We start from the raw sequence: 20,963 nt of genomic DNA on the forward strand, positions 1-20,963 counted from the left end.
GCGTTAAGCGAATGATTTGGCCTCCGCCGGCACAGGGACGTCCAGCAATATTTTGTCGATGATCGTACGGACAGCTTCGGCTTGCCGCGAGCGGAGCGCTGCCTTCAGCAGCATCCGGTGCGCCATGACCGGTTCCGCCATCGCTTTCACATCGTCCGGCGTGACAAAATCGCGTCCGCGAATAATCGCGTGCACCTGCGCCGCCTTCAGCAGCGCCTGACTGCCCCGCGGGCTGACGCCGACGGCAACGTCAGCGTGTACTCGCGTCCGCTCCACAATGTGCAGCAAATAGACGAGTACATCGTCGGACACGGACACCTGCGCATACGTGTCCTGCGCCAGCGTAATATCCGAAGCATCGGCAACGCTTTCAATCGATTCCAGCGGATTTGCTTCTTTGAATCGTTTCAGAATGTGCAGGCCTTCCTCGGCCGTCGGGTAGCCCATCTTGATTTTGAACAGGAACCGGTCGAGCTGCGCTTCCGGCAGCGGGAACGTGCCTTGGCTTTCGATCGGATTTTGCGTGGCGATGACAAGGAACGGGCGGCTCAGGCGATGGGTATGCCCGTCAATGCTGATCTGCCGCTCCTCCATGCATTCGAGCAGGCTCGATTGCGTTCTCGGCGTGGCGCGGTTAATTTCGTCGGCCAGCAAAATATTCGTAAACAGCGGCCCTGGACGAAATTCGAATTCGGACAGCTTCTGATTATAGTAATGGATGCCGCTCAAGTCCGAAGGCAGCAGATCCGGCGTAAACTGGATCCGTTTGAAGCCGCAGCCCAGAGATCTCGCCATCGCTTTGGCGAGCAGCGTCTTTCCCGTGCCTGGCACGTCTTCGAGCAGCACATGCCCCGATGAGATGAGCGCGATCAGCAGCTGGTCGACCACGTCTTCCTTTCCCACAATAACCCTGCCGACATTGCTGCGGATTCGGTCGGCGAGCTCCCGTATTTGCATAAATGGCATGAATGATCGCTCCTTTAGATGATGTAAGGTAAAATGCGATGGCTTGACGCGCTGCTGCGCGATGGATTGCTGAATCGCGCAATCGTTCGCTGTAAAAATAAGTATATCTTGTTGCGGGGCGGAAATCGAGGAGATTGGCGCAAGTTTCGTTGCGAACCGGGCTTTTTTCACATTGACACTCGCAAAAGATCGATGGTACTATGAAGTTGTCATTATACAAAACCTTGGTTTATTATAATAAACCGTTAGCTTTCGGACAGATGGAGGACGCATGGAAAAGAAGTATTGGGTACCCGCATTGGAAAAAGCAAACGACGTGCTGCTGGCCATCTCCGAACAGCCGTCCGGGCTGAAACAGATCGATCTGTCGAAGCGGCTCGGCATTAACAAGAGCTCCATGTTTTCGCTGCTGAACACGATGGAAGCGCTTGACTGGGTCGTGCGCGAGGCGGACGGCACATATTCGTTAGGATCGAAGCTGGGGTATATCGGCAACGCCTTTTTCAAGCAGTTCAGCCTGATCGATCGATTCCGCAAGGAAGCCTCCGTAACGAAGCACCTCATTCAGGAGACGATTCAGCTGGCGAAGCTGGAGCATCATGAAGTGCTGTATTTGGCCAAGGAGGAGATGCCGTCTCCGGTGCGGCTAGCCTCAGAGCCGGGCAAGAAGCTGCCTGCTCACGCAACCGCGCTCGGCAAGGCGATGCTCGCTTGGCTGGAGCCCGATCAGGTGAGGGCGCTGTTCGCTGAAGATACGCTGAGCCCTTGCCTGACCCCGCATACGCTGCAAAGTCGCGAGGAGCTTCTGCGGCAGCTCGGCGAGGTGCGGGAAGCCGGCTACGCCTTCGATTTGCAGGAAGCGGTAATGGGCTTTTGCTGCGTGGCGGCTCCGGTGCGCGGAAGCGAGGGCGAAGTGGTCGCGGCGATCAGCTGCTCCATGTTTCAGCATGAATGGGAGCAGAAGCGGGAGCTGGCCACGGCGGAAATATGCGCGCTCGCCAAACGGCTGTCGCACGGCTGAACCGGGACGCCGATTCAAGCGATATTAAGTGAAAAAGGATGTGGGCCTGTTGAGATTGCAGAACAAAATCATTCTTATTACCGGTTCCGGCTCCGGCATCGGGAAAAGCACGGCGCTGCTGTTCGCCAGAGAAGGCGCTACCGTGATCGTCAACGATCTGCTGGAGGAGAAAGGGCTGGAAACGCTGGAGGAGATTCGCCAAGCCGGCGGCAGCGCGATCTTCGTGCAGGCGGACGTCACTAGTCCCGAGTCCGTGAAATCGATGGTCGACACGATCATCGCCCAATACGGCCGCATCGATGTATTGTTCAACAACGCAGGCGTGAGCGGTGTCGGCGCGATTCACGAGGTAGAGCCCGACGCATGGGACCGCGTCATCAACATCAACATCCGCGGCGTTTACTTGCCTTGCAAATACGTGCTGCCGCATATGATGGAGCAAAAGGACGGCTCGGTCATCAATATGTCCTCTTGCATCGCTGAGATCGGCTTGGCCCGCAGAGCCTCCTATTCCGCAACGAAGGGCGCCGTGCTGGCACTGACCAAATCGATGCAGGTCGACTATGCGCCGTATAACATCCGGGTCAACGCGCTGCTGCCGGGTACGGTACTGACGCCGTTTGTCGAGGATTACTTGAAGAAGTCGTACGACAACCCCGAGGCGGGCTATGAATCGCTCAAGAAGCGCCAGCTCAGCGGTGACCTGCTGCGTCCGGACGATGTGGCGAAGGCGGCGCTGTTCCTCGCATCGGACGATTCCCGGTTCATGATGGGTTCGCCGCTCTATATCGACGGCGGCGTCGTATTCGGCAAAAACGGATAATGTGCATTAGGTTTAGCCTTAGCTTCGAGCGGAACATTCCAAGCGACTTCCAAGGAGGAAAAGAATAAAGATGAAACTGCTCACTTTTATCGAGAACGGACGCCAGCAGCTTGGCGTGAAGACGGACCGCGGCATCGTACATATGGCCAAGGCGCTGGAGAGCGTCCAAGCCGACGGGAACGTGGCGCGCACCGTGCACGAGGTCATTGACGGCGGTCAGGCGGCTGTCGGCGCGCTGGAAGCGTTCGTAGCCAAAGCGCTTGCCGAGGGCGGAAGCGACGCCTATGTGCTGGATGAATCCAAGCTGACTTTGGGGCCCTGCGTGACGCATCCGAACAAAATTATTTGCGTCGGACTCAACTACCGCAAGCACGCGGAAGAGACGAACGCGACGATTCCGCAGTACCCGATTTTGTTCAACAAATTCAACAACACATTGACGGGCCACGGCCACGATGTGCCGCTTCCGGTTCGCGTGACGAACAAGGTCGATTACGAAGCGGAGCTCGTGATCGTGATCGGCAAGGAAGCAAAGTACGTGTCCAAGGAACAGGCGCTCAGCCATGTGTTCGGCTACTGCAACGTGAACGATTTGTCCGCCCGCGATTTGCAAATGCGCACGCAGCAATGGCTGCTTGGCAAATCATGCGACGGCTTCAGCCCGCTCGGCCCGTATCTGGTGACAGCGGACGAGGTCGGCAACCCGAACGACCTGAGCATTCGCTGCATCGTGAACGGCGAAGTGCGTCAAAATTCGAACACGTCGGATATGATCTTCCATTGCGACGAAATCGTCAGCTACATTTCGCATCATATGACGCTCGTGCCGGGCGACATTATTTTGACGGGAACGCCGGAAGGCGTCGTGCTCGGGTATCCGGAAGACAAGCAGGTGTACTTGAAGGACGGCGACATCGTTACGATCGAGATCGAGAAGCTCGGCTCGCTGACGAACCGCATGGTGAACGAGCAGGCATAACGCAAAGCGAAGCGACCGCAAGGAGCGGCCAAAGGAGGCACACGGTTCAATGGCAGCACATATTACTTCGGGCGCCGACGCGCTCGTGATGGATACGCGCGACCACGTCGCGACGGCCATCAAAGATTTGCAGGCAGGGCAGCGCGCGACGTACCGCGTACAGGATCAAGTGCTGGAGCTGACGCTGATCGATCCGGTTCCGTTCGGGCATAAAATCGCCATCGCCGACATTCCCGAAGGCACGGACATCCGCAAGTACGGCGAAGTGATCGGGCGTACGACATGCGCCATCCAGGCGGGGCAGCACGTGCATGTGCACAATGTCGAAGGCATCCGCGGACGCGGCGATCAAGCCAAGGCGTGAGCAACGAACGGCAGCGCTGAACCGCCGCGGATTGCTGCAACAAATGGGCAGCCTCCAGTAACGGTTGCAAAGTATTGACAACCGACAACGCCTAGCCGTTGTAACGGTTGCAATGAGAGGAGAACGAACCATGACACATATGATGGGGTATAGAAGACCGAACGGCGACGTAGGCATCCGCAATCATCTGCTCATTATTCCTACCGTCATTTGCGCCAATCAGGTATGCAGCCGCATTATGCAGATGGTGCCGGAGACGGTAGCGATTCCGCATCAGCACGGCTGCAGCCAGATCGGTGCCGACAAGGACCGCACGTTCGAGGTGCTGGCAGGCACCGGCCGCAATCCGAACGTCGGCGGCGTCATTATTATCAGCCTCGGCTGCGAAGTGGTCGATCCGCATGCGCTTGCCGAAGCGATTCGTCCGACAGGTAAATTGATCGAAGTGTTCGACATTCAGTCAGTCGGCGGTTCGGTGAAGGCGATTCAGCACGGCGTGGAGCTCGCGAGAAAAATGCGCGCGCAGCTCGATGCCATGCAGCCGGAACCGGTGCCGTTCAGCGAGCTGATCATCGGCGTCAAATGCGGCGGCTCCGACGCGACGTCCGGCCTCGCCTCCAACCCGGCGCTCGGCGCGGCGGCCGACTCGCTGATCCAGCAGGGCGGCGGCGTCGTCATCGGCGAGACGACCGAGATCATCGGCGCGGAGCATGTGCTCGCGTCTCGCTGCTCTACGCAGGAGACGAGCGACAAGCTGTATTACATCGTCGACCGCTTCGAGAAAGAGGTGGAACGGATGGGCGCGGACATGCGCGGGGGCAACCCGAGTCCGGGCAACATTGCCGGCGGCTTGTCGACCATTGAGGAAAAGTCGCTCGGCTGTATTAGCAAATGCGGCACCGCACCGATTGAAGGGGTCATCGAATACTCCGAGACGATTCCGAAGCACGGGCTGTACTTCATGGATTCGCCGGGCAACGATATCGAGTGCGTATCCGGCATGGCGGCGGGCGGCGCGCATCTGGTCTGCTTTACGACCGGTCGCGGCACGCCGACAGGTTCAGCCGTTATCCCGGTCATTAAGATCACCGGCAACAAACGGATGTTCGAGCGGATGTCCGACAACATGGACGTCGACGTGAGCGACATGCTCGAAGGCACGTTAAGCCTGGAAGACGCCGGGGAGCGCATTTGGCAGGAAATTCAGGAAGTCGCTAACGGCAAGCAGACCAAAGCGGAAATTCTCGGCCATACGGAGTTCAGCATTAACCGGATCGGACCGAGCTTGTAATCGGCGCGAAGCCGCCGGACCGGCGGTTTAACTATAGAAGCAAGATACGTTTTATCAAGGATCGGGAGGGTATTGTATCATGGGCAGACTTACGAATCGGATCGCTCTCGTAACCGGGGCGAGCCGAGGCATCGGCGAGGCGATTGCTATCCGCTTGGCGGAGGAAGGCGCGCATGTGGCGATTAACTTTACGTCGGACAGATCCCGTGCGCTGGCGGAGAACGTAAAGCAGCAGGTGGAAGCGCTCGGCGTCAAAGCGATGATCGTCCAGGCCGACGTCGGCAGCAAGCAGCAGGTGGAAGCAATGTTCGAGCAGGTGAAGGCGCAGCTCGGCGACGTGGAGATTCTCGTCAACAATGCGGGGATCGCGCCGTTCGAGTCGTTCCTGAAGGTGACGGAGGAAACGTGGGACCGTACGTACAACACGAACGTCAAATCGATCTTCCTCTGTTCGCAGCTTGCGGCTAAGACGATGATTCCGAAGCGATACGGCAAAATCATTAATGTGCTCTCGACGGCCAGCCTCGTCGTGACGAGCCCGGTCATCCCGCATTATCAATCGTCCAAAGCGGCGGCGAACATGCTGACCAAAGGGATGGCCATCGAGCTCGGGAAATACAACATCAACGTCAATGCGGTAGGACCAAGCACCGTCGATACCGATATGTGCACCGATTATTTGGCTGACTCGGCCATCCGCGCGAAGGAGGTCGAGGCCAATCCAATGAAGCGTCTCGGCACATCGCGTCAAATCGGCGATGCCGTCGTATTCCTCGCTTCCGAAGAAGCGATGCAGGTCAACGGCCACCTGCTGATGGTCGACGGCGGTCTTACCGTCAAAGCGGCGCAGCCGGACGACCATATGGAGCATTAATGACAACGCAAATTTTGACGGCGCTGTAGGCACAACGCGAGCAGTGACGCTTGTCATTGTATGGTGAAATGCACATAGAAAAATGCATATAGAAAAAAGAGGTATATTGCGCTTACGCATATGCCTCTTTTTGGCGTCTGTTCGTTCCAAGCTGGCGGAGTGTCACGGCGATGCAGCGAAGGAACAGATGTCATCCGCCGTTGCTCGGCCCTGTTCCCCGTTCGCTTTCATTATTGGAAATTTCGATCAGATTGCCATCGGGATCGCGGATGTAGACGGAGCGGATCGGCCCGAGCGCCCCCGTTCTGGCGACAGGCCCTTCTTCAACGGGAACCCCGCATGTCTCCAGATGCAGCATAACCTGCTCCAGCGGCACGCTCGTCATCAGACATAAATCGATGGAGCCGGGCTGCGGAACACTCGCCTTCGGTTCGAATTCTTTGCCGTATTCATGCAAATTCAGCTTTTGGTTTCCGAACCGGAGCGCTTTGCGTCCATTCCCGAAGGACGTCGCTTCCATACCCAGCACGGACGTATAAAAGTCGCATGTACGCTCGATGCTGCGGACCGTCAGCACGAGGTGGTCGATCCGGTCGATGTTCATTGGACACACCCGATTTCTTTTACATATTGGGCGTAAGCCCGAAGATATCGGCCTGTTGAGCTCGGCCGAATGATTTCATTGTACCGCATGCGGGTAACAAAATATAGGAGATAAGGCAATCTAATACTCTCCTAAAGGTTTGCTCATATTTTCTGAAAAAATTCGAAGTATAGTAGACGTATCAAACAGGAGGTGAGCGTGATGAATTCGATTCAAATGCTCTATAATGGCAAAGTGTATCAAGGGGCGGTGGCCTACGAAGGGGCGGAGCTGATGGAGCTTTCCCTGGAAAAGCCGATTGCGTATAAGGGCGGCGACGAAGTGCTTTGCTTCGATTTCAAAAGGCGGCGGCGGATGCGTATTCTCCGCGGATCAGGCAACAAGCTGATCGTTGCGCCGGAGGAATCGGAAATTTTCCGGATTAAGGCGCGGCCGGATCAAACGGAAGAAGAGATGTTCATCGACGACGATACGATGTTCGATAGCTTCAAGCTGAACGTATTCGGGACGATCAGCGAAGAGTTCCGCACGCTTGCCGTACGCTTCGTCGACATTTGCCGTTTGGGCTTCGGCTTTGAAGTTAACGACTTTTCGGTAAAACTTGGCCATGTATACGATACGATGATTTTTTGCGATGAGGAGACGATTCACCCGAAGCTAGTTGTGCGGTACGTGCATCTTATGGAAAAAACGATCCGCTACGGCGCAGAGATCCATTCGATTTCGGCGAGAGACCTGAGCAAGCTGCGATATTACATCGCCGCCAGGCAGTTCGCCGAGGCTTGAGAGAGCCGTCCGGACTTTTGTGGCATTCTGTTAACAAAATATAAATACCCGGCTGTCCGCGGAAAAGCGGCGCAGGCCGGGTATTTTGTTTGCATTTGCGTTTCCATCCGAGCATCCGCTTCCACAGTGCTGCACGACGCACGAGGAACGATGGAGCTTAGAACCGGAATATCACTTCATCGTTTATTCCGCGGCAGGCGGCTCGAACGACAGCGTTCTGCCGGCAACCATCACTCTTTCGACCTTGAAGTCCGGGGATACGATAACCAGATCGCCCAGCTTGCCGGTCTCGATGCTGCCGGTTTCGATCTCCATGCCGAGCTGCCGGGCAGGGTTGCCGCTCGCCATACGGCTGGCCGTCTCCATGCTGACGCCGACCGTCTGCACCATGAAGCGCAGCGCTTCGATCATCGTTAGCGTGCTGCCGGCCAGGCTGTCGCCTTCCTTCAGGCGGGCGACGCCGTCCTTGACGATAACGCCAAGGCCGCCGAGCTGATAATCGCCGTCGCCAAGCCCGGCCGCCGAGATGGCGTCGGTTACGAGCACGAGGCCGTCGGGTCCTTTGGCCTTGGCCAGCAGCCCGATGCAGGCCGGATGAACGTGATGCCCGTCGGCGATCACTTCCGCCGTAATCCGATCTTCCGTCATGACCGCGCCGACGACGCCGGGCTCGCGATGATGCAGCCCCTTCATCGCATTGAACGTATGAACCGCATGACGCAGTCCGTGCGCGGCGGCGCTGACGATTTGCGCGTAGGTAGAATCGGTATGACCGCAGGCCGGGACGATGCCTTGCTCGGACAGCAGCCGGATCGTCTCCAGCGCGCCTTCCGTTTCCGGCGCAAGCGTCATCAGTTTGATCAGCCCCGGATATTTCGCCGTCCACTCGCGAATCCAGTCCGGCTGCGGCGGTACGATATAGCTAGGGTTTTGCGCACCCGGCCATTTCGGACTAATGAACGGCCCTTCCAGGTGAACGCCGGCCAGCCGCGCATAGGGCATGCCGTTTCCGTTGCGGATAAAGGCGTCGGATGCTTGCAGCACGTCCGCCAAAGCTTCCTTCGAGCCGGTTACCGTCGTAGCGAGCATCGTCGTGGTGCCGCAGCTGGCGTGAAACCGTGTAATCCCCTCGATCGCTGCCTGCGATGCGTCCATAAAGTCATGGCCGAAGCCCCCGTGTACATGTACGTCGACAAAACCGGGCAGCGCCCAGCTTCCTTTCACGTCGATCCGCTCCATCGCCGCAGCCAGATCCAGCTGGCTGATCGTCTCCATCGGTCCGACCAGCCGGATGCGCCCGTCACGCAAGGCGATGAAGCCGCGTTCGATCGTCCGGTGCGGCGTTACGACCTTGGCATTCGTAATGATGCTGTTAATTCTCATTTCAATCGACTCCCCGCTTCAGAATCTAATAATACGACGACATGCGGATGCGTTTGCAGCAGCGACGCCGGACATTCCGTTGTGATCGGTCCCTGCAGTGCGCGTGCGACAATGTCCGCCTTATCCTGTCCGCGGACGACGAGTAGAATCATTTTTGCCTTCAAAATCGTACCGACCCCCATCGTAATTGCGTGGGTGGGCACTTCTTCCGGCTTGTTGAAAAATCTGGCGTTCGCTTCCCGCGTTTGCTCACGCAGCTCGACGGCATGCGTGCTGCGGACAAGCGAGTGATCCGGCTCGTTAAAGCCGATATGCCCGTTATGGCCGAGGCCGAGAAGCTGCATGTCAATCTGCCCGACTTGCTCCAGCAAGCTGTCGTAGCGGGCGCATTCCGCCTTCAAATCGGCTGCCGTGCCGTCCGGAATATGGCAGGCTGCGGGATCTACATCGACCGATCCGAACAGATGCTCCTGCATAAAGGCGAAGTAGCTGGCCGGATGCGTGCGTTCCAGGCCGACGTACTCGTCCAGATTAAACGTCGTCGCCTTGGCGAAGCTGACGAGTCCTTGGCGGTGCGTTTCCACCAGCTCCCGGTAAATGCCGACCGGGGTGCCGCCCGTGGCAAGCCCGAGAATCGAGCGCGGGTTCGTCTGCAGCATGCCGGTAATAATGCCTGCCCCCGCCTTGTTCAGCTCATCGTCCGTACGAAATGTCAAAATGTTCATTCAAGCTATCTCCCTTTTTCTTTACGATATTTTTTGACTTGCTGGAACGATTGCTCCAGCAGAGGAACATACGCGTCGAATTGTTCGCTGACGAGCGCGGTGAACAAAATGTCGACCACATGCAGCAGCGCGATGCGGGAGGCCATGTCGCCCCGTCGCATCCCTTCCTCGAGCGAGGAGGCGAATAGCCGGATATCCGATGTTTGCGACAGCCGGTTCATCCCGAATTTGGTCAAGGAGATCGTCAGCGCTCCGCGTTCTTTGGCGCATTGCAGCGCATCGTTCGTTTCCGGCGTTTCGCCCGAATACGAGACGGCGAATGCGACGTCTTGTCCGGTCAAGCTGGAAGCCGACGTGATCTGCATATGCGAATCCGGCCAATAATGGGCCATCTTGCCGATGCGGACGAGCTTCTGCTGAAAATCGAGCGCGACGATCCCGGAAGTCGCCATGCCGTACAGATCGATCCGGCGCGCCTGCTGCAGCGCGTCGACCGCACGCTGCAGCTCGGTAAGATCGAGCTGGCGCGTCGTATCGGAGATCGAGCGCAAGTGATTCGTCTCGATCGCCTGCACGATGCTGTGCAGCGAATTGCCGGCGACGATATCTTGGTAGGACGGCTTCGCCGGAACCTGCACAAGCTCGGCGGACAGCTTCATCCGAAAGTCGGCGTAGCCCTTGAATAGGAAGCTTCGACAAAAGCGCGATACCGTCGCTGTACTGGCGCCGGACCGTTCCGCAAGCTCCGTGATACTGAGATGAATGACTTCGGGAGCATGCTCCAGCACGTATTGTGCGAGCTCTTGCTCTTTACGGTGAAGGGAGGGCTGTTTCTCGCGAATCGCCTGCAGAATGTTGGAAATGGGGGATCACCACGCTTTTATAGTAAATTTATTTACATATATTTCGCAGTATGAAGAAAATAATTTACATATTCATCATATCGAATTCGGACCGCGTAATCAATACCAGCCATCATGGATTTAGCATTTTTTATACTGGGGAAAAGGATTATTCTCCTGAATGGTTTGAGGTATCGTTATTTCAATAATAATAACAATAACAATATAATAAATTTCAATACTAATTTATTGTAAAACAATAAATCATATGATAAAATCATGTTGTCATTAAATATAGTGAGGTGTTTAAATGAATGTTAAACGAGGTTCAACCACGTTCTTAAAGGTAATCATTTTTCTGATTGGAATTGCAGTGCTTGCCGTGTGTATATTTTTGTTGCCTGAAGCAGCCAGAAGAGACGCAATAGAGCGTCCAGGTGATTATTCTTTATATCCACTTTTGGTGTGTGCATACGGAATATGCATTACGTTTTCTGTAGCGTTGTATCAAGTATTCAAACTTCTAACCTATATCGAAAAAAACAATGCTTTCTCGGAGTTATCTCTTCAATCTTTGAAGGTAATAAAAAAATGCGCTTTTACTGTCATTTGCTTCATTTTGTTAGCAATAGTGTATTTAAGGGTGCATGCTCAATTCACAGGTGATGATGCAGCAGGTCCAATATCTATAGGTCTAATGGGGATTTTAGCAACAAGTATCATCGCAGCCATGGTGGACGCGCTTCAAAAACCATTAAAAAATGCCCCGGATCTAAAGTCAAAAAAAGAATGATTAACGGAGATGTAAGACTTTGGATTGTCAGCCATAGCTCAATGAACCGCCTTTTCACCAAGGCGGTTTTCTTATGGCCAAATATCAACATTAGAATGAAACGTAGCCTTTGTCCCCAATGCGTGCTTGATAAATTTGGTATGTGAATCGGATAAAATCCGACATGTACATTGGAAAACTAGCATTTTATAATTGATAATAATTATCAGTCTCAATTAGGGGATCGGTAAAAGCAGCCTGTTTATTCCGCCATCCGTTCGCTTGGATCGGGAAGCTGCCTTTGCCAAACAAGGAGGAGAGAGAAACAAGATGAAAGCTTTCCGCATGATCGTTATTATGCTGCTGGTGCTGGCCGTCGCCGGCTGCGGCACGAATGCAAACGGGGGAACGAAGAACGGGAGCGCACCGACTTCCACAGGAGCCTCCGATCCGAAAGGAACCGGCCAACCTGCCGGGGGAGAGGGCGAGCGGACCATCAAGCATGCGATGGGTACGGTCACGCTCAAGAAAAAACCGGAACGCGTCGTCGTATTGTTCAACGGTATGGTCGATATTGCCATCGCGCTGGGCGTCAAGCCTGTAGGGGCCGTTGAATCCTGGGATCAAAAGCCTTGGTATCAATACTTGCGTTCCAATATGGACGGTGTCAAAAATTTGGGCGACGAATCGCAGCCGAACGTGGAAGCGATCCTGGCTTTGAAGCCGGACCTAATCATCGGCAATAAGACGCGTCATGAAAAAATATATCCTCAGCTTTCGAGTATCGCGCCAACGATCATTACGGAAGAAGTGTTCAACTGGAAGGAAAATTTGAAAATAAGCGCCAACGCCCTTTACAAAGACAAAGAGGCGGAGAAAATTTTGGGCGATTGGAACAAACGCGTCGCAGATTTCAAACAAAAAGCCGGCAGCCGACTGGCGAACACCGAAGTATCGATTTTGCGGTTTGAGGATGACGGCAGCGCGCGGATTTACGTGACAGGCTTTGCCGGAACGATATTCGAGGAGCTGGGGATCGGCCGTCCGAAAGCGCAAAAGATCGAAGGGAAAACGGTCGTTAACCTGACGTCCAAGGAACAAATGTCGCAGCTGGATGCCGACTATATTTTCGATATTACGCAAGTTAGCGAAGGGAATGCTTCCAAGGTTAAATCGCAGTCGGACTGGACGAACCACCCGCTGTGGAAAAACTTGAAAGGCGTCAAAAACGGCAAATATTTCAAGGTTGACGTCGTAACATGGAATTTGAGCGGCGGCGTACTGGCTGCGAACAAAATGCTGGACGATGTATTTAAAATGTTCGACATCAAATAATCCGGGTTGAGCCCATCAAACAGCATGGTCGAAGGAGGGAGTTCCGGCTCGTTCCTTCGGCGTATTACGGGGAGAATTAAAATCAGATGAACAACCATACGAATGCCTGGAAATGGGTCGGGTTCTTGGCGGCGGCAGCGGGGCTGCTGCTGTGTCTGGCGGCGAGCATCTTGTTCGGGGCTGTCAATTACAACTGGCACACGGCCTGGGATGCGGCTTTTCATTATGATGAAGCCGTGTCGGAGCAGGTGATCCTTCGCACGACTCGCATGCCGCGAGCATTCATCGCCGCAGCGATCGGGGCGAGCCTGGCCATTGCCGGCGCGCTCATGCAGACGCTCACCCGCAATCCACTCGCTTCTCCCAGCGTGCTCGGCGTGAATGCGGGCGCGACATGCCTAGTCGTGATCGCGGCCGTCGCGCTGTCCGTTTCTTCGATGCAAGCGCTGGCGTGGATCGCATTTATCGGCGCTGCCGCCGGTGCGCTCGCCGTCTATGCGCTCGGGTCGATCGGACGCGACGGCCTGACCCCGCTCAAAATTGTGCTGGCGGGTTCCGCCATGACCGCACTGTTCGCATCGATTACGCAGGGGATCCTTGTTTTGAACAAACAAGGACTAAGCTCTGTGCTCTTTTGGCTGACGGGCACGATTGCCGGGCGTTCGCCCGACATGCTGGTGGCGGTGCTGCCTTATATGGCTGTCAGCTGGCTTGGCGCATGGTTCCTATCGCGCGACATGAACGTGCTGCAGATGGGGGAAGACACGGCCAAAGGGCTTGGGCAGAAGACGATCGCCGTGAAAGCGCTGGCCGGTCTCATTATTGTCGTATTGGCCGGCAGCTCGGTTTCCATTGCGGGTCCGATCGGTTTTATCGGCATTGTCATTCCGCATATTTCGCGCTTTTTTATCGGCATCGACCATCGCTGGGTCATTCCGTATTGCGCCGTGCTCGGCGCGATCGTACTCATATTGTCTGATCTGGCCGCGCGCTTCATGATGATTCCCGAAGAAATGCCCGTCGGTGTCATGACGGCCGTCATCGGGGCCCCGTTCTTTATTTACATCGCGCGGAGGGGGCTGGTCAAATCATGAAGCAGTACATCGTTGTGCGGATGAAGCACAAATCCTTTTCTTATTTGCTCCACAAGAAAACGGCGGCGGTGTGTCTCGTTCTGCTGCTTGCCTGCGCAGCCGTCGCGATCATCAGCACGGGTCTGGGCGAAATGTATATTTCGCCGCTGGATGTGGTACGCAGCGCGCTTGGCATAGGCTCCGAGGACCATGCGATGGTCATCCAGAAGCTGCGGCTTCCCCGTATCGTGCTGGCGCTCTTGGTCGGCGCCTCGCTCGCGGCTTCGGGCGCGATCCTGCAGGGCATGATCCGCAATCCGATGGCTTCCCCGGACATCGTAGGCGTAACGGGAGGCGCTTCCGTCGCGGCGGTGGCGTTCCTTACGTATATGGCCGGGACCGTCAGCATTCGCCTGCTGCCGATTGCCGCCATGATCGGTGCGGCCGTCGTCTCGATCACGCTGTATTTGCTCGCGTGGAAGAAAGGTGTCACGCCGATCCGCCTCATTCTGGTCGGTATCGGCATGTCTTCGCTCATGTCGGCGGCAACGACGATGATGATCGTGTTCAGCCCGAAGAATGATGCAAATCAGGCGTACTTATGGCTGACGGGCTCGGTCTATGCGGCGAACTGGGAGAATGTGATGACCGTGCTGCCCTGGACGGTCGTTCTTCTTCCGATAGCCTTTCTGATGTCTCGCCATGTCAATATCGGGCAGCTCGGCGACGATGTTGCGGCCAGCAGCGGAAGCCGGGTGGAACTGAACCGTCTGCTGCTGCTGCTGCTCAGTGTGGCGCTCGCCGGGGCGGCTGTGTCTGTGGCGGGCGGCATTGGATTCGTCGGCCTTATTGCGCCGCATATGGCGCGCAAGCTCGTCGGGTCGAGCTTCGACAGCGTGCTTCCGGTGTCTGCCATCCTCGGGGGCTTGATCGTCATGCTGGCCGATCTGGTCGGCCGGACGTTTTTTCTTCCGCTGGATGTGCCGGTCGGGGTATTCACGGCCGGGGTCGGAGCGCCGTTCTTCATTTATTTGCTGTACACGAGACGAAATGCGAGATAGGAGGGATGAGCATGCAGGCGCTGGAAACGCGAAATGTAAGCTTGAACTACGGCGGCGGCACGATCATCGACCGGTTGAGCCTTTCCATACCGAAGCATCAAATTACGGTATTCATCGGCTCGAACGGATGCGGCAAATCAACGCTGCTCCGCTCCATGGCGCGGTTGCTGAAGCCTTCCGAAGGAGACATCATCCTGGACGGGAAGCAGATCGCCGAGCTGTCGACGAAGGAGGTAGCCCGCAAGCTGTCCATTTTGCCGCAAGGGCCGGTCGCGCCGGAAGGGCTGACCGTGTTCGAACTCGTCAAGCAGGGCCGATACCCTTATCAGAACTGGATGAAGCAGTGGTCGGCCGATGACGAGCGGTTCGTCCGGCAGGCGCTGCAGGCGACGAAAACGACCGAGCTGGCCGAAAGGTCCGTGGACGCCTTGTCCGGTGGACAGCGGCAGCGAGCGTGGATCGCCATGACGCTGGCGCAAGGCACCCAAACGATTCTGCTCGATGAGCCGACGACGTATCTCGACATGGCCCATCAAATCGATATTTTGGATTTGCTGTTCGAGCTGAACGAAAGGGAGAAAACGACAATCGTAATGGTTCTCCATGACTTGAACTTGGCCTGCCGCTATGCGCATCATGTGGTGGCGCTCAAAGACAAGTCCGTCTATGCGCAAGGCAAGCCGGAAGAGGTTATCAGCCCGGAGCTCGTACGGCATGTATTCGGCATGGAATGCGAAGTGGTGCCGGACCCGTTCTTCGGAACGCCGCTGTGCATTCCGAGAGGAAAGGGACGAAGGGCGGCGGATTACGAAGCAAAGCCATCGAAGTCATGGAAAGAAGACAAGGAGGAATTCAAACATGAGCTCACTGGAAGTTGAACGCCAGCGGACGGTTGCGGATACGATCAAAGAACGCAGGAGCGTCAGACTGTTCAAGAGTGACCCGGTACCGACGCCGCTGCTGCTGGAACTGCTGAATGTCGCCGTATGGGCGCCGAATCACGAGAACAGGCAGCCGTGGAGGTTTATCCTGTTCAAGGACGAAGGGCGAGAGGTGTTCGCCAGCGCGATGGTTGCGACGTACGCATCCGAAGAGAGGGAGAAATACGGCGTTCCGAAGTATAACTATTTGATGAAGGTGCCCGCGCATCTTATCGTGATCATGAAGGAAGACCCGCGCCAAAAACAATGGGACGAAGATTACGCAGCCGTCTGCGCCCTGATCCAGAACTTTCAGCTTGCTGCCTGGGAGCAAGGACTGGGCGTCGTGTGGAAGACGAATAATTATAATTACAACCCCGGATTCCGCGAAACCGCAGGCATACGGCCGGGAGAGAAAATCGTCGGCGTGCTGCATATCGGTTACCCGGAAGTGGTACCGCGGGTGCAGCCCCGTACCAGCGCCGAGCAGCTATTGACGATTGTGGATTCCGTATAAATTTTTTTACCGGCAGCAGCCAAAGGCGTGCAAGAAGCTCTTGCGCAGATGCGATATTTCGATATAATTGATAATGATTATCATTATTGATCGAGACATTCGCATGACAGACGCCTGAATTGGGAAGGGGACGAAGTCCGTGCTGCCAGCTTCTGATGATACTTATCCTCTATTGCTCCTCACGTCCGTATACAAGCGGCGGCTCACGAGGAGCAGCGTTCCGCAAAGGCTGGTCGTTCCGCGCGATATGCTTTGCGTGGTTGTGCAGGGCAAGGGCATGCTGCGCATCGACGATGAGCTGTATGACGCGGCCCCGCACCATGCCTTTTTTTTACGGCCGTCCATGGAGCTGGAAGCGATGCTGGAATCGAGCAGTGCCGAATATTACCTGCTGCTGCTGAACCCGATCGAGATTGCCCGGAACAAACGGGAGTGGCGCTGCGCCGAGACCGGCTCGGACCGAATTCCGCTGCCGCCGGGAAAGCTCCCGCTGGCGCATGGCGAGCCGTTAGGCGAGGAGATCAGGCAGCTGTATCAGGACAGCAGATCGAAGGCGATCGGCGCATTCGAGCGGCAGGTTCGGTTTCAGAGCATACTGCGTTTCATCCTGCAGCATTTGACCGTTCGTCGGGAAGCGGAGGGCGCGAGCAAAGGCATCGATCAAAGCATCGGCTACATGCTGAAGCATTATCATGAAAAAATCAAGCTGACCGCCTTATCGGAGATCGCCGGATTGACGCAAACCTCGTACTCGAGAAGCTTTAAAAAGGCGAAGGGCGTGACGCCTGTCGAATATTTGAACGGCATACGGATCGATTCGTCCAAACGTCTGCTTCAAGAGCCGAGCCGTTCGATCAAGGAAGTGGCGGATACGGTAGGCTTCGGCAATGAATTTTATTTCAGCCGGATGTTCAAACGGGCTATCGGCATTTCGCCGGTGATGTACGCGCGAAGGCGGCAGTTGAAGGTGGCCACCGCGTCCTGCTTCCGTTATGAGCAAAATCTTCGCTGCCTCGGCCTTGAGCCGCATGCGGCGATGAACGCTTTCGTGCTGGGCCAAAGCGAGGAGGATCGGAGGAAACGGGTTCAGGAGCAGCTGAAACGAATGCGCGAGGCGCAGCCGGACCTGATTCTGGTGGATCGCCGGCATCTGCCTTTTTACGAGCAGCTGAAGCAGATCGCTCCGACGGTCGTTTTGGAATATACGATGGACTGGCGTAAAAACCATATCCGTATCGCGGAGCTGACCGGCAGGGAGAAGGAAGCGCAGCAAAATATTATGCAGGTGGAACAGAAGGTTCAGTACGCGCAAAGGGCGCTGGCGCAAGCGATCGGCAGCGAAACCGTGTCGTTTTTGCGGCCGATTGGCCGGACCATTCGAATCCAGGGATTCGCCGATCATCCGCTGAACGAGCTGCTGTACGGCGGACTCGGGCTAAACCCCGGCAGTATCGTGCCGCTGCACCAACGATTCAAAGATTTTGCAGTCGGCGATTTGCCGCCATTCGAGTCGGATCGCCTTCTTATTTATGCGAGCGCATCGCAGGCGGGAAGCGAGGCGCTTTCCAGCGTGCAGGGGAGCGCAGACTGGCATACGATGCCAGCGGTCCAGACCCGTCACGTTCGCGTCGTTTACGATTGGATCGGCTTAAGCTGGTCTCCTGCCGGACAAAAGCAAATTATCGATGAGCTGCTGCAGTGGAATGCGTAATCGGCTTGCAAGGCTCGTTCCGTCCCGGAACGGGCTTTGTCGTATTTCCGCCGGTTGGCGTGTAGGTAGGGCAATGGCTGCTCCCCGGCCCGTTTGTGGGCTGCGACAGCAAGTAACCGTTCATATCGGCAATGCCCGTATAGCCCTTGACGTACGGCTGGAGCCGGATGCCTGCTTGTTCGGCTAGTTGGCTTCGGGAGAAGAGGGATCGGGGAAAATCGAACAGCCCTCCCGTCTACTGCGAGGGGAGGGCTGCTGCGATGCTCGATATCGTAGTCGAGGCGTCTACTTGAATAGCTTCTTCAAATTGACGTCGTACGGCGCGCGAATGACGCCTTTCTCCGTAATGATGGCGGTGACGTATTCGTTTGGTGTGACGTCGAAGGCCGGGTTATATACTTTGACGCCTTCCGGCGCCGTCCGTTTGCCGAAGCCTTGCGTCACTTCGTCCTCGTGCCGTTCCTCGATCGGAATGTCCGCTCCGGTCGGCGTCGTCAGATCGATCGTGGACATTGGGCAGGCGACGTAGAACGGGATGCCGTGCGCCTTTGCCAGCACAGCGACGCTGTAGGTACCGATCTTGTTGGCCACGTCGCCGTTGGCCGCGACGCGGTCGGTGCCGACGATAACCGCTTGCACCCAGCCCTTCGCCATGACGGCGCCGGCCATATTGTCGCAGATCAGCGTCACATCGACGCCGGCCTGCTGCAATTCGAAGGCGGTCAGCCTCGCCCCTTGCAGAACGGGACGCGTTTCATCCGCGAACACCTTCAAGCTCAGGCCCTTCTCCTTCGCCAGATACATCGGCGCAAGCGCTGTGCCGTAACGGGCGGTAGCGAGCCCGCCCGCATTGCAGTGCGTGAGGACGCCCATGCCGTCCTCGAACAGCTCGAGCGCGTGCTCACCGATCAGGCGGCACGTTTCCTCATCCTCGGCCTGGATCAATCGCGCCTCGGCCAGCAGCGCCTGCTTCGCCGCCTCTACGGACGTATCCGCGGAGCCGCCGAGCAGCGCTTCGCCCCGCGCCCGCATCCGGTCGAGCGCCCAGAACAAATTTACCGCCGTTGGGCGCGACGTCGCCAAATAATCGCACAGGCGGCCGACTTCCGCCAGCAGCGCTTCGCGGCTGCCGTCGAACGCGCGCGCGCCGAGGTGCACCCCGAACGCCGCCGCGATGCCGATGGCCGGCGCACCGCGCACCGCGAGCTGCTTGATGGCATCCCATACTTGCTCTGCGGTCGTCAGTTCCAGATAGACGATTTGTTCCGGCAAGAGGCGCTGATCGAGCAGATCGAGCCGGTCCTCAAGCGAATTCCAGCGGACGGACTGAAGCCAATCCGCAGCAAGATCGTTTTGCGTTGTCATGTAATAAGGATCTCCTTTTACGGCTTCAACAGCTGTTGCTTGTTGTCGAAGCCGTTGTATTATCGAAGCGGATTTTTGCCCGGCGCATTAGCGAACCGCGCTGTCCGCGATGTTGATCATTTCCTCGATGGAGGAAGCCTGGCGGTTGAATTTGATCAGCGCCGTGCCGATCGCCAGCGCAATGCGCTGAGCCCGTTCTTTGGCCGCTGCATCTTCCAGCTTGTTGATGTCGGCCACTTGCGCGAGACCGTGCACGCGGCGAACCATTTTGCTTCCCGTGAAGCCGAACGTGTCGCGCAGTACCTGCTGTATGTACCAGTCCTGGTAGCCCGGTGTTTTCGCCATCCGGTCGACGCCGTGCCGATCCCACAAGGAGCGGAATTCCTTCTCGAACGCGGTCCATGCCTCGCGGAGCGTTGCGGTCAAATAGCCGCGGAAATCCGCGCGCGCCGCCGCGTCCTTGTCCCAGCCTTCGCGCGATGCGTAATGCAGCAGCAGATTGGCGAAGATGGCGCCGATATCGAAGCCCATCGGACCGTAGTAGGCAAACTCGGGATCGATCACTTTCGTCGAATCCGGTTTGATGAAGATGCTGCCCGTGTGCAGGTCGCCGTGCAGCAGCGCCTGCGCGTGCGTCAGAAACTTCTCGCGCAAAATCGCCACTTCGAGATGCAGCTCCGCATCGCTCCATACCGCTTCGACCGCATCGCGGATCGCCGGAGGCACGTCGTTGTTCGGCGAATCCATATACGGATCGTCAAAGATCAAATCCTCCGTAATTTTGCACAGCTCGGGGTTAATAAATCGCTTGACGCGTTCTTTTTTCTCTTGTTGATTCATGCCGAGATCCGATGTGTAAAACAGGGTATGGGCCAGAAAATGCCCGATATGCCCCGCAAACAGCGGATAGCGGTTGCTTTCCATCAAGCCTCTGCGCATAATTACATGATCGCTCAAATCCTGCATGACCGTAAGCGCCAATTCCGGCACATACGCATGCACATGCGGCACCAGCTCCGGGCACAGCGACTCCTGGATGATCAGCGCTTCGCTTTCGATGCGGGCGCGGTCCAGCGTCAGCGGCCACGATTCGCCGACCACCTTGGCGTAAGGGAGAGCTTGCTTGAGAATGATGCTTTTGCCTGTAGCAGGCTCGGAAATATGAAATACGAGATTAAGATTTCCGTCGCCGATTTCCCGGCTCACAAGTTCGCTACCTGCGGTGAACAGATCGGGCAGCGTTCTGGCGTATTGAATCGCTTCGGCTTCCGTAAGCGGATGATAGGCTGTCATAACGAATATAATCCTCCTTTTTCCATTGGAAAACGTATCATACCGTCTAGTATAAAACAATTTTCGCCGCCATGGAATAGAGGAGACAAGGGATTCCCCCTAACGTGTCAACAGGAAAAAAGGAGGGCCTCCGGCCGCAATGTCATTAAGTTAAACTCAGAGACAAGATCGTGAATAGCAAATGAATCTGAAACGGCATGGGGAAAATATCCTGTGCCGTTTGTTTTTTGTGGGCAAGTAAGAAAAAAATGTACAGCA

21 protein-coding genes are annotated in these 20,963 nt (G+C 56.2%); 14 read left to right on the forward strand and 7 right to left on the reverse strand.

Annotated elements, in window-relative coordinates:
* Positions 1-3 precede the first annotated feature (3 nt).
* Positions 4-966 carry an AAA family ATPase gene (locus tag KXG62_RS30910; RefSeq protein ID WP_218095860.1) on the reverse strand — a complete coding sequence of 321 codons (963 nt, stop codon included), beginning with the start codon at positions 964-966 and terminating at the stop codon, positions 4-6.
* 271 nt (positions 967-1,237) lie between these two features.
* On the opposite strand from KXG62_RS30910, the gene KXG62_RS30915 reads away from it, so the two are divergent.
* The 6 genes from KXG62_RS30915 (at position 1,238) to KXG62_RS30940 (ending at position 6,318) form a co-directional block, all read left to right on the forward strand.
* On the forward strand, positions 1,238-1,987 hold the full coding sequence (locus tag KXG62_RS30915; RefSeq protein ID WP_218095861.1) for an IclR family transcriptional regulator: 750 nt from the start codon (positions 1,238-1,240) through the stop codon (positions 1,985-1,987).
* Between the two features lie 49 nt (positions 1,988-2,036).
* Positions 2,037-2,810, forward strand: a complete 774-nt coding sequence (locus KXG62_RS30920; protein WP_218095862.1) for an SDR family NAD(P)-dependent oxidoreductase — start codon at positions 2,037-2,039, stop codon at positions 2,808-2,810.
* A gap of 70 nt (positions 2,811-2,880) precedes the next feature.
* On the forward strand, positions 2,881-3,789 hold the full coding sequence (locus KXG62_RS30925; protein ID WP_218095863.1) for a fumarylacetoacetate hydrolase family protein: 909 nt from the start codon (positions 2,881-2,883) through the stop codon (positions 3,787-3,789).
* Between the two features lie 49 nt (positions 3,790-3,838).
* Positions 3,839-4,153 carry a UxaA family hydrolase gene (locus KXG62_RS30930; RefSeq protein ID WP_218095864.1) on the forward strand — a complete coding sequence of 105 codons (315 nt, stop codon included), beginning with the start codon at positions 3,839-3,841 and terminating at the stop codon, positions 4,151-4,153.
* A gap of 130 nt (positions 4,154-4,283) precedes the next feature.
* Positions 4,284-5,444 carry a UxaA family hydrolase gene (locus tag KXG62_RS30935; protein WP_218095865.1) on the forward strand — a complete coding sequence of 387 codons (1,161 nt, stop codon included), beginning with the start codon at positions 4,284-4,286 and terminating at the stop codon, positions 5,442-5,444.
* A gap of 79 nt (positions 5,445-5,523) precedes the next feature.
* The gene (locus tag KXG62_RS30940) at positions 5,524-6,318 is read left to right on the forward strand and encodes an SDR family NAD(P)-dependent oxidoreductase (RefSeq protein WP_218095866.1); all 795 of its coding nucleotides are present in this window, start codon (positions 5,524-5,526) and stop codon (positions 6,316-6,318) included.
* Between the two features lie 190 nt (positions 6,319-6,508).
* Here the strand turns inward: KXG62_RS30940 and KXG62_RS30945 are convergent, their stop codons facing one another.
* The gene (locus KXG62_RS30945) at positions 6,509-6,922 is read right to left on the reverse strand and encodes a VOC family protein (RefSeq protein ID WP_218095867.1); all 414 of its coding nucleotides are present in this window, start codon (positions 6,920-6,922) and stop codon (positions 6,509-6,511) included.
* A gap of 201 nt (positions 6,923-7,123) precedes the next feature.
* Here KXG62_RS30945 and KXG62_RS30950 point away from each other — a divergent pair, with 201 nt between their 5' ends.
* A complete protein-coding gene (locus tag KXG62_RS30950) occupies positions 7,124-7,708 on the forward strand; it encodes a hypothetical protein (protein ID WP_218095868.1) in 585 nt (194 codons plus the stop codon).
* Between the two features lie 183 nt (positions 7,709-7,891).
* On the opposite strand, the gene nagA is transcribed toward KXG62_RS30950, so the two are convergent.
* From nagA to KXG62_RS30965, 3 genes are read right to left on the reverse strand one after another with little or no spacing between them, the layout of a single operon-like run.
* Positions 7,892-9,091, reverse strand: a complete 1,200-nt coding sequence (gene nagA / locus KXG62_RS30955) for an N-acetylglucosamine-6-phosphate deacetylase (protein ID WP_218095869.1) — start codon at positions 9,089-9,091, stop codon at positions 7,892-7,894.
* Positions 9,088-9,816, reverse strand: coding sequence for a glucosamine-6-phosphate deaminase (nagB, locus tag KXG62_RS30960; RefSeq protein WP_218095870.1), 729 nt, complete (start codon positions 9,814-9,816; stop codon positions 9,088-9,090). Before nagB ends, nagA begins: the two co-directional genes overlap by 4 nt.
* A gap of 5 nt (positions 9,817-9,821) precedes the next feature.
* Positions 9,822-10,679, reverse strand: coding sequence for a MurR/RpiR family transcriptional regulator (locus KXG62_RS30965; RefSeq protein WP_218095880.1), 858 nt, complete (start codon positions 10,677-10,679; stop codon positions 9,822-9,824).
* Between the two features lie 289 nt (positions 10,680-10,968).
* Between KXG62_RS30965 and KXG62_RS30970 the strand changes: the two genes are divergently transcribed.
* The 7 genes from KXG62_RS30970 (at position 10,969) to KXG62_RS31000 (ending at position 18,047) form a co-directional block, all read left to right on the forward strand.
* Complete coding sequence (locus tag KXG62_RS30970) at positions 10,969-11,451, forward strand: DUF2975 domain-containing protein (protein WP_218095871.1); 483 nt, start codon at positions 10,969-10,971, stop codon at positions 11,449-11,451.
* Between the two features lie 309 nt (positions 11,452-11,760).
* Positions 11,761-12,765 carry an ABC transporter substrate-binding protein gene (locus tag KXG62_RS30975; protein ID WP_218095872.1) on the forward strand — a complete coding sequence of 335 codons (1,005 nt, stop codon included), beginning with the start codon at positions 11,761-11,763 and terminating at the stop codon, positions 12,763-12,765.
* Positions 12,766-12,851: 86 nt separating this feature from the next.
* Entirely contained in the window at positions 12,852-13,859 is a 1,008-nt protein-coding gene (locus tag KXG62_RS30980; protein ID WP_218095873.1) for a FecCD family ABC transporter permease, read from the forward strand.
* A complete protein-coding gene (locus tag KXG62_RS30985) occupies positions 13,856-14,899 on the forward strand; it encodes a FecCD family ABC transporter permease (RefSeq protein WP_218095874.1) in 1,044 nt (347 codons plus the stop codon). Before KXG62_RS30980 ends, KXG62_RS30985 begins: the two co-directional genes overlap by 4 nt.
* An 11-nt stretch (positions 14,900-14,910) precedes the next feature.
* Positions 14,911-15,777, forward strand: coding sequence for an ABC transporter ATP-binding protein (locus KXG62_RS30990; RefSeq protein ID WP_218095875.1), 867 nt, complete (start codon positions 14,911-14,913; stop codon positions 15,775-15,777).
* Entirely contained in the window at positions 15,758-16,336 is a 579-nt protein-coding gene (locus KXG62_RS30995) for a nitroreductase family protein (protein ID WP_218095876.1), read from the forward strand. Before KXG62_RS30990 ends, KXG62_RS30995 begins: the two co-directional genes overlap by 20 nt.
* A gap of 139 nt (positions 16,337-16,475) precedes the next feature.
* Positions 16,476-18,047 carry an AraC family transcriptional regulator gene (locus KXG62_RS31000; RefSeq protein ID WP_218095877.1) on the forward strand — a complete coding sequence of 524 codons (1,572 nt, stop codon included), beginning with the start codon at positions 16,476-16,478 and terminating at the stop codon, positions 18,045-18,047.
* 285 nt (positions 18,048-18,332) lie between these two features.
* Here KXG62_RS31000 and mtnA read toward each other — a convergent pair whose 3' ends face one another.
* Positions 18,333-19,412, reverse strand: coding sequence for an S-methyl-5-thioribose-1-phosphate isomerase (mtnA, locus tag KXG62_RS31005; protein WP_218095878.1), 1,080 nt, complete (start codon positions 19,410-19,412; stop codon positions 18,333-18,335).
* Between the two features lie 87 nt (positions 19,413-19,499).
* Positions 19,500-20,705, reverse strand: coding sequence for an S-methyl-5-thioribose kinase (gene mtnK / locus KXG62_RS31010; protein WP_218095879.1), 1,206 nt, complete (start codon positions 20,703-20,705; stop codon positions 19,500-19,502).
* Positions 20,706-20,963 lie beyond the last annotated feature (258 nt).

It is taken from the genome of Paenibacillus solanacearum (assembly GCF_910593845.1).
Taxonomy (GTDB): Bacteria; Bacillota; Bacilli; order Paenibacillales; family NBRC-103111; genus Paenibacillus_G; species Paenibacillus_G solanacearum.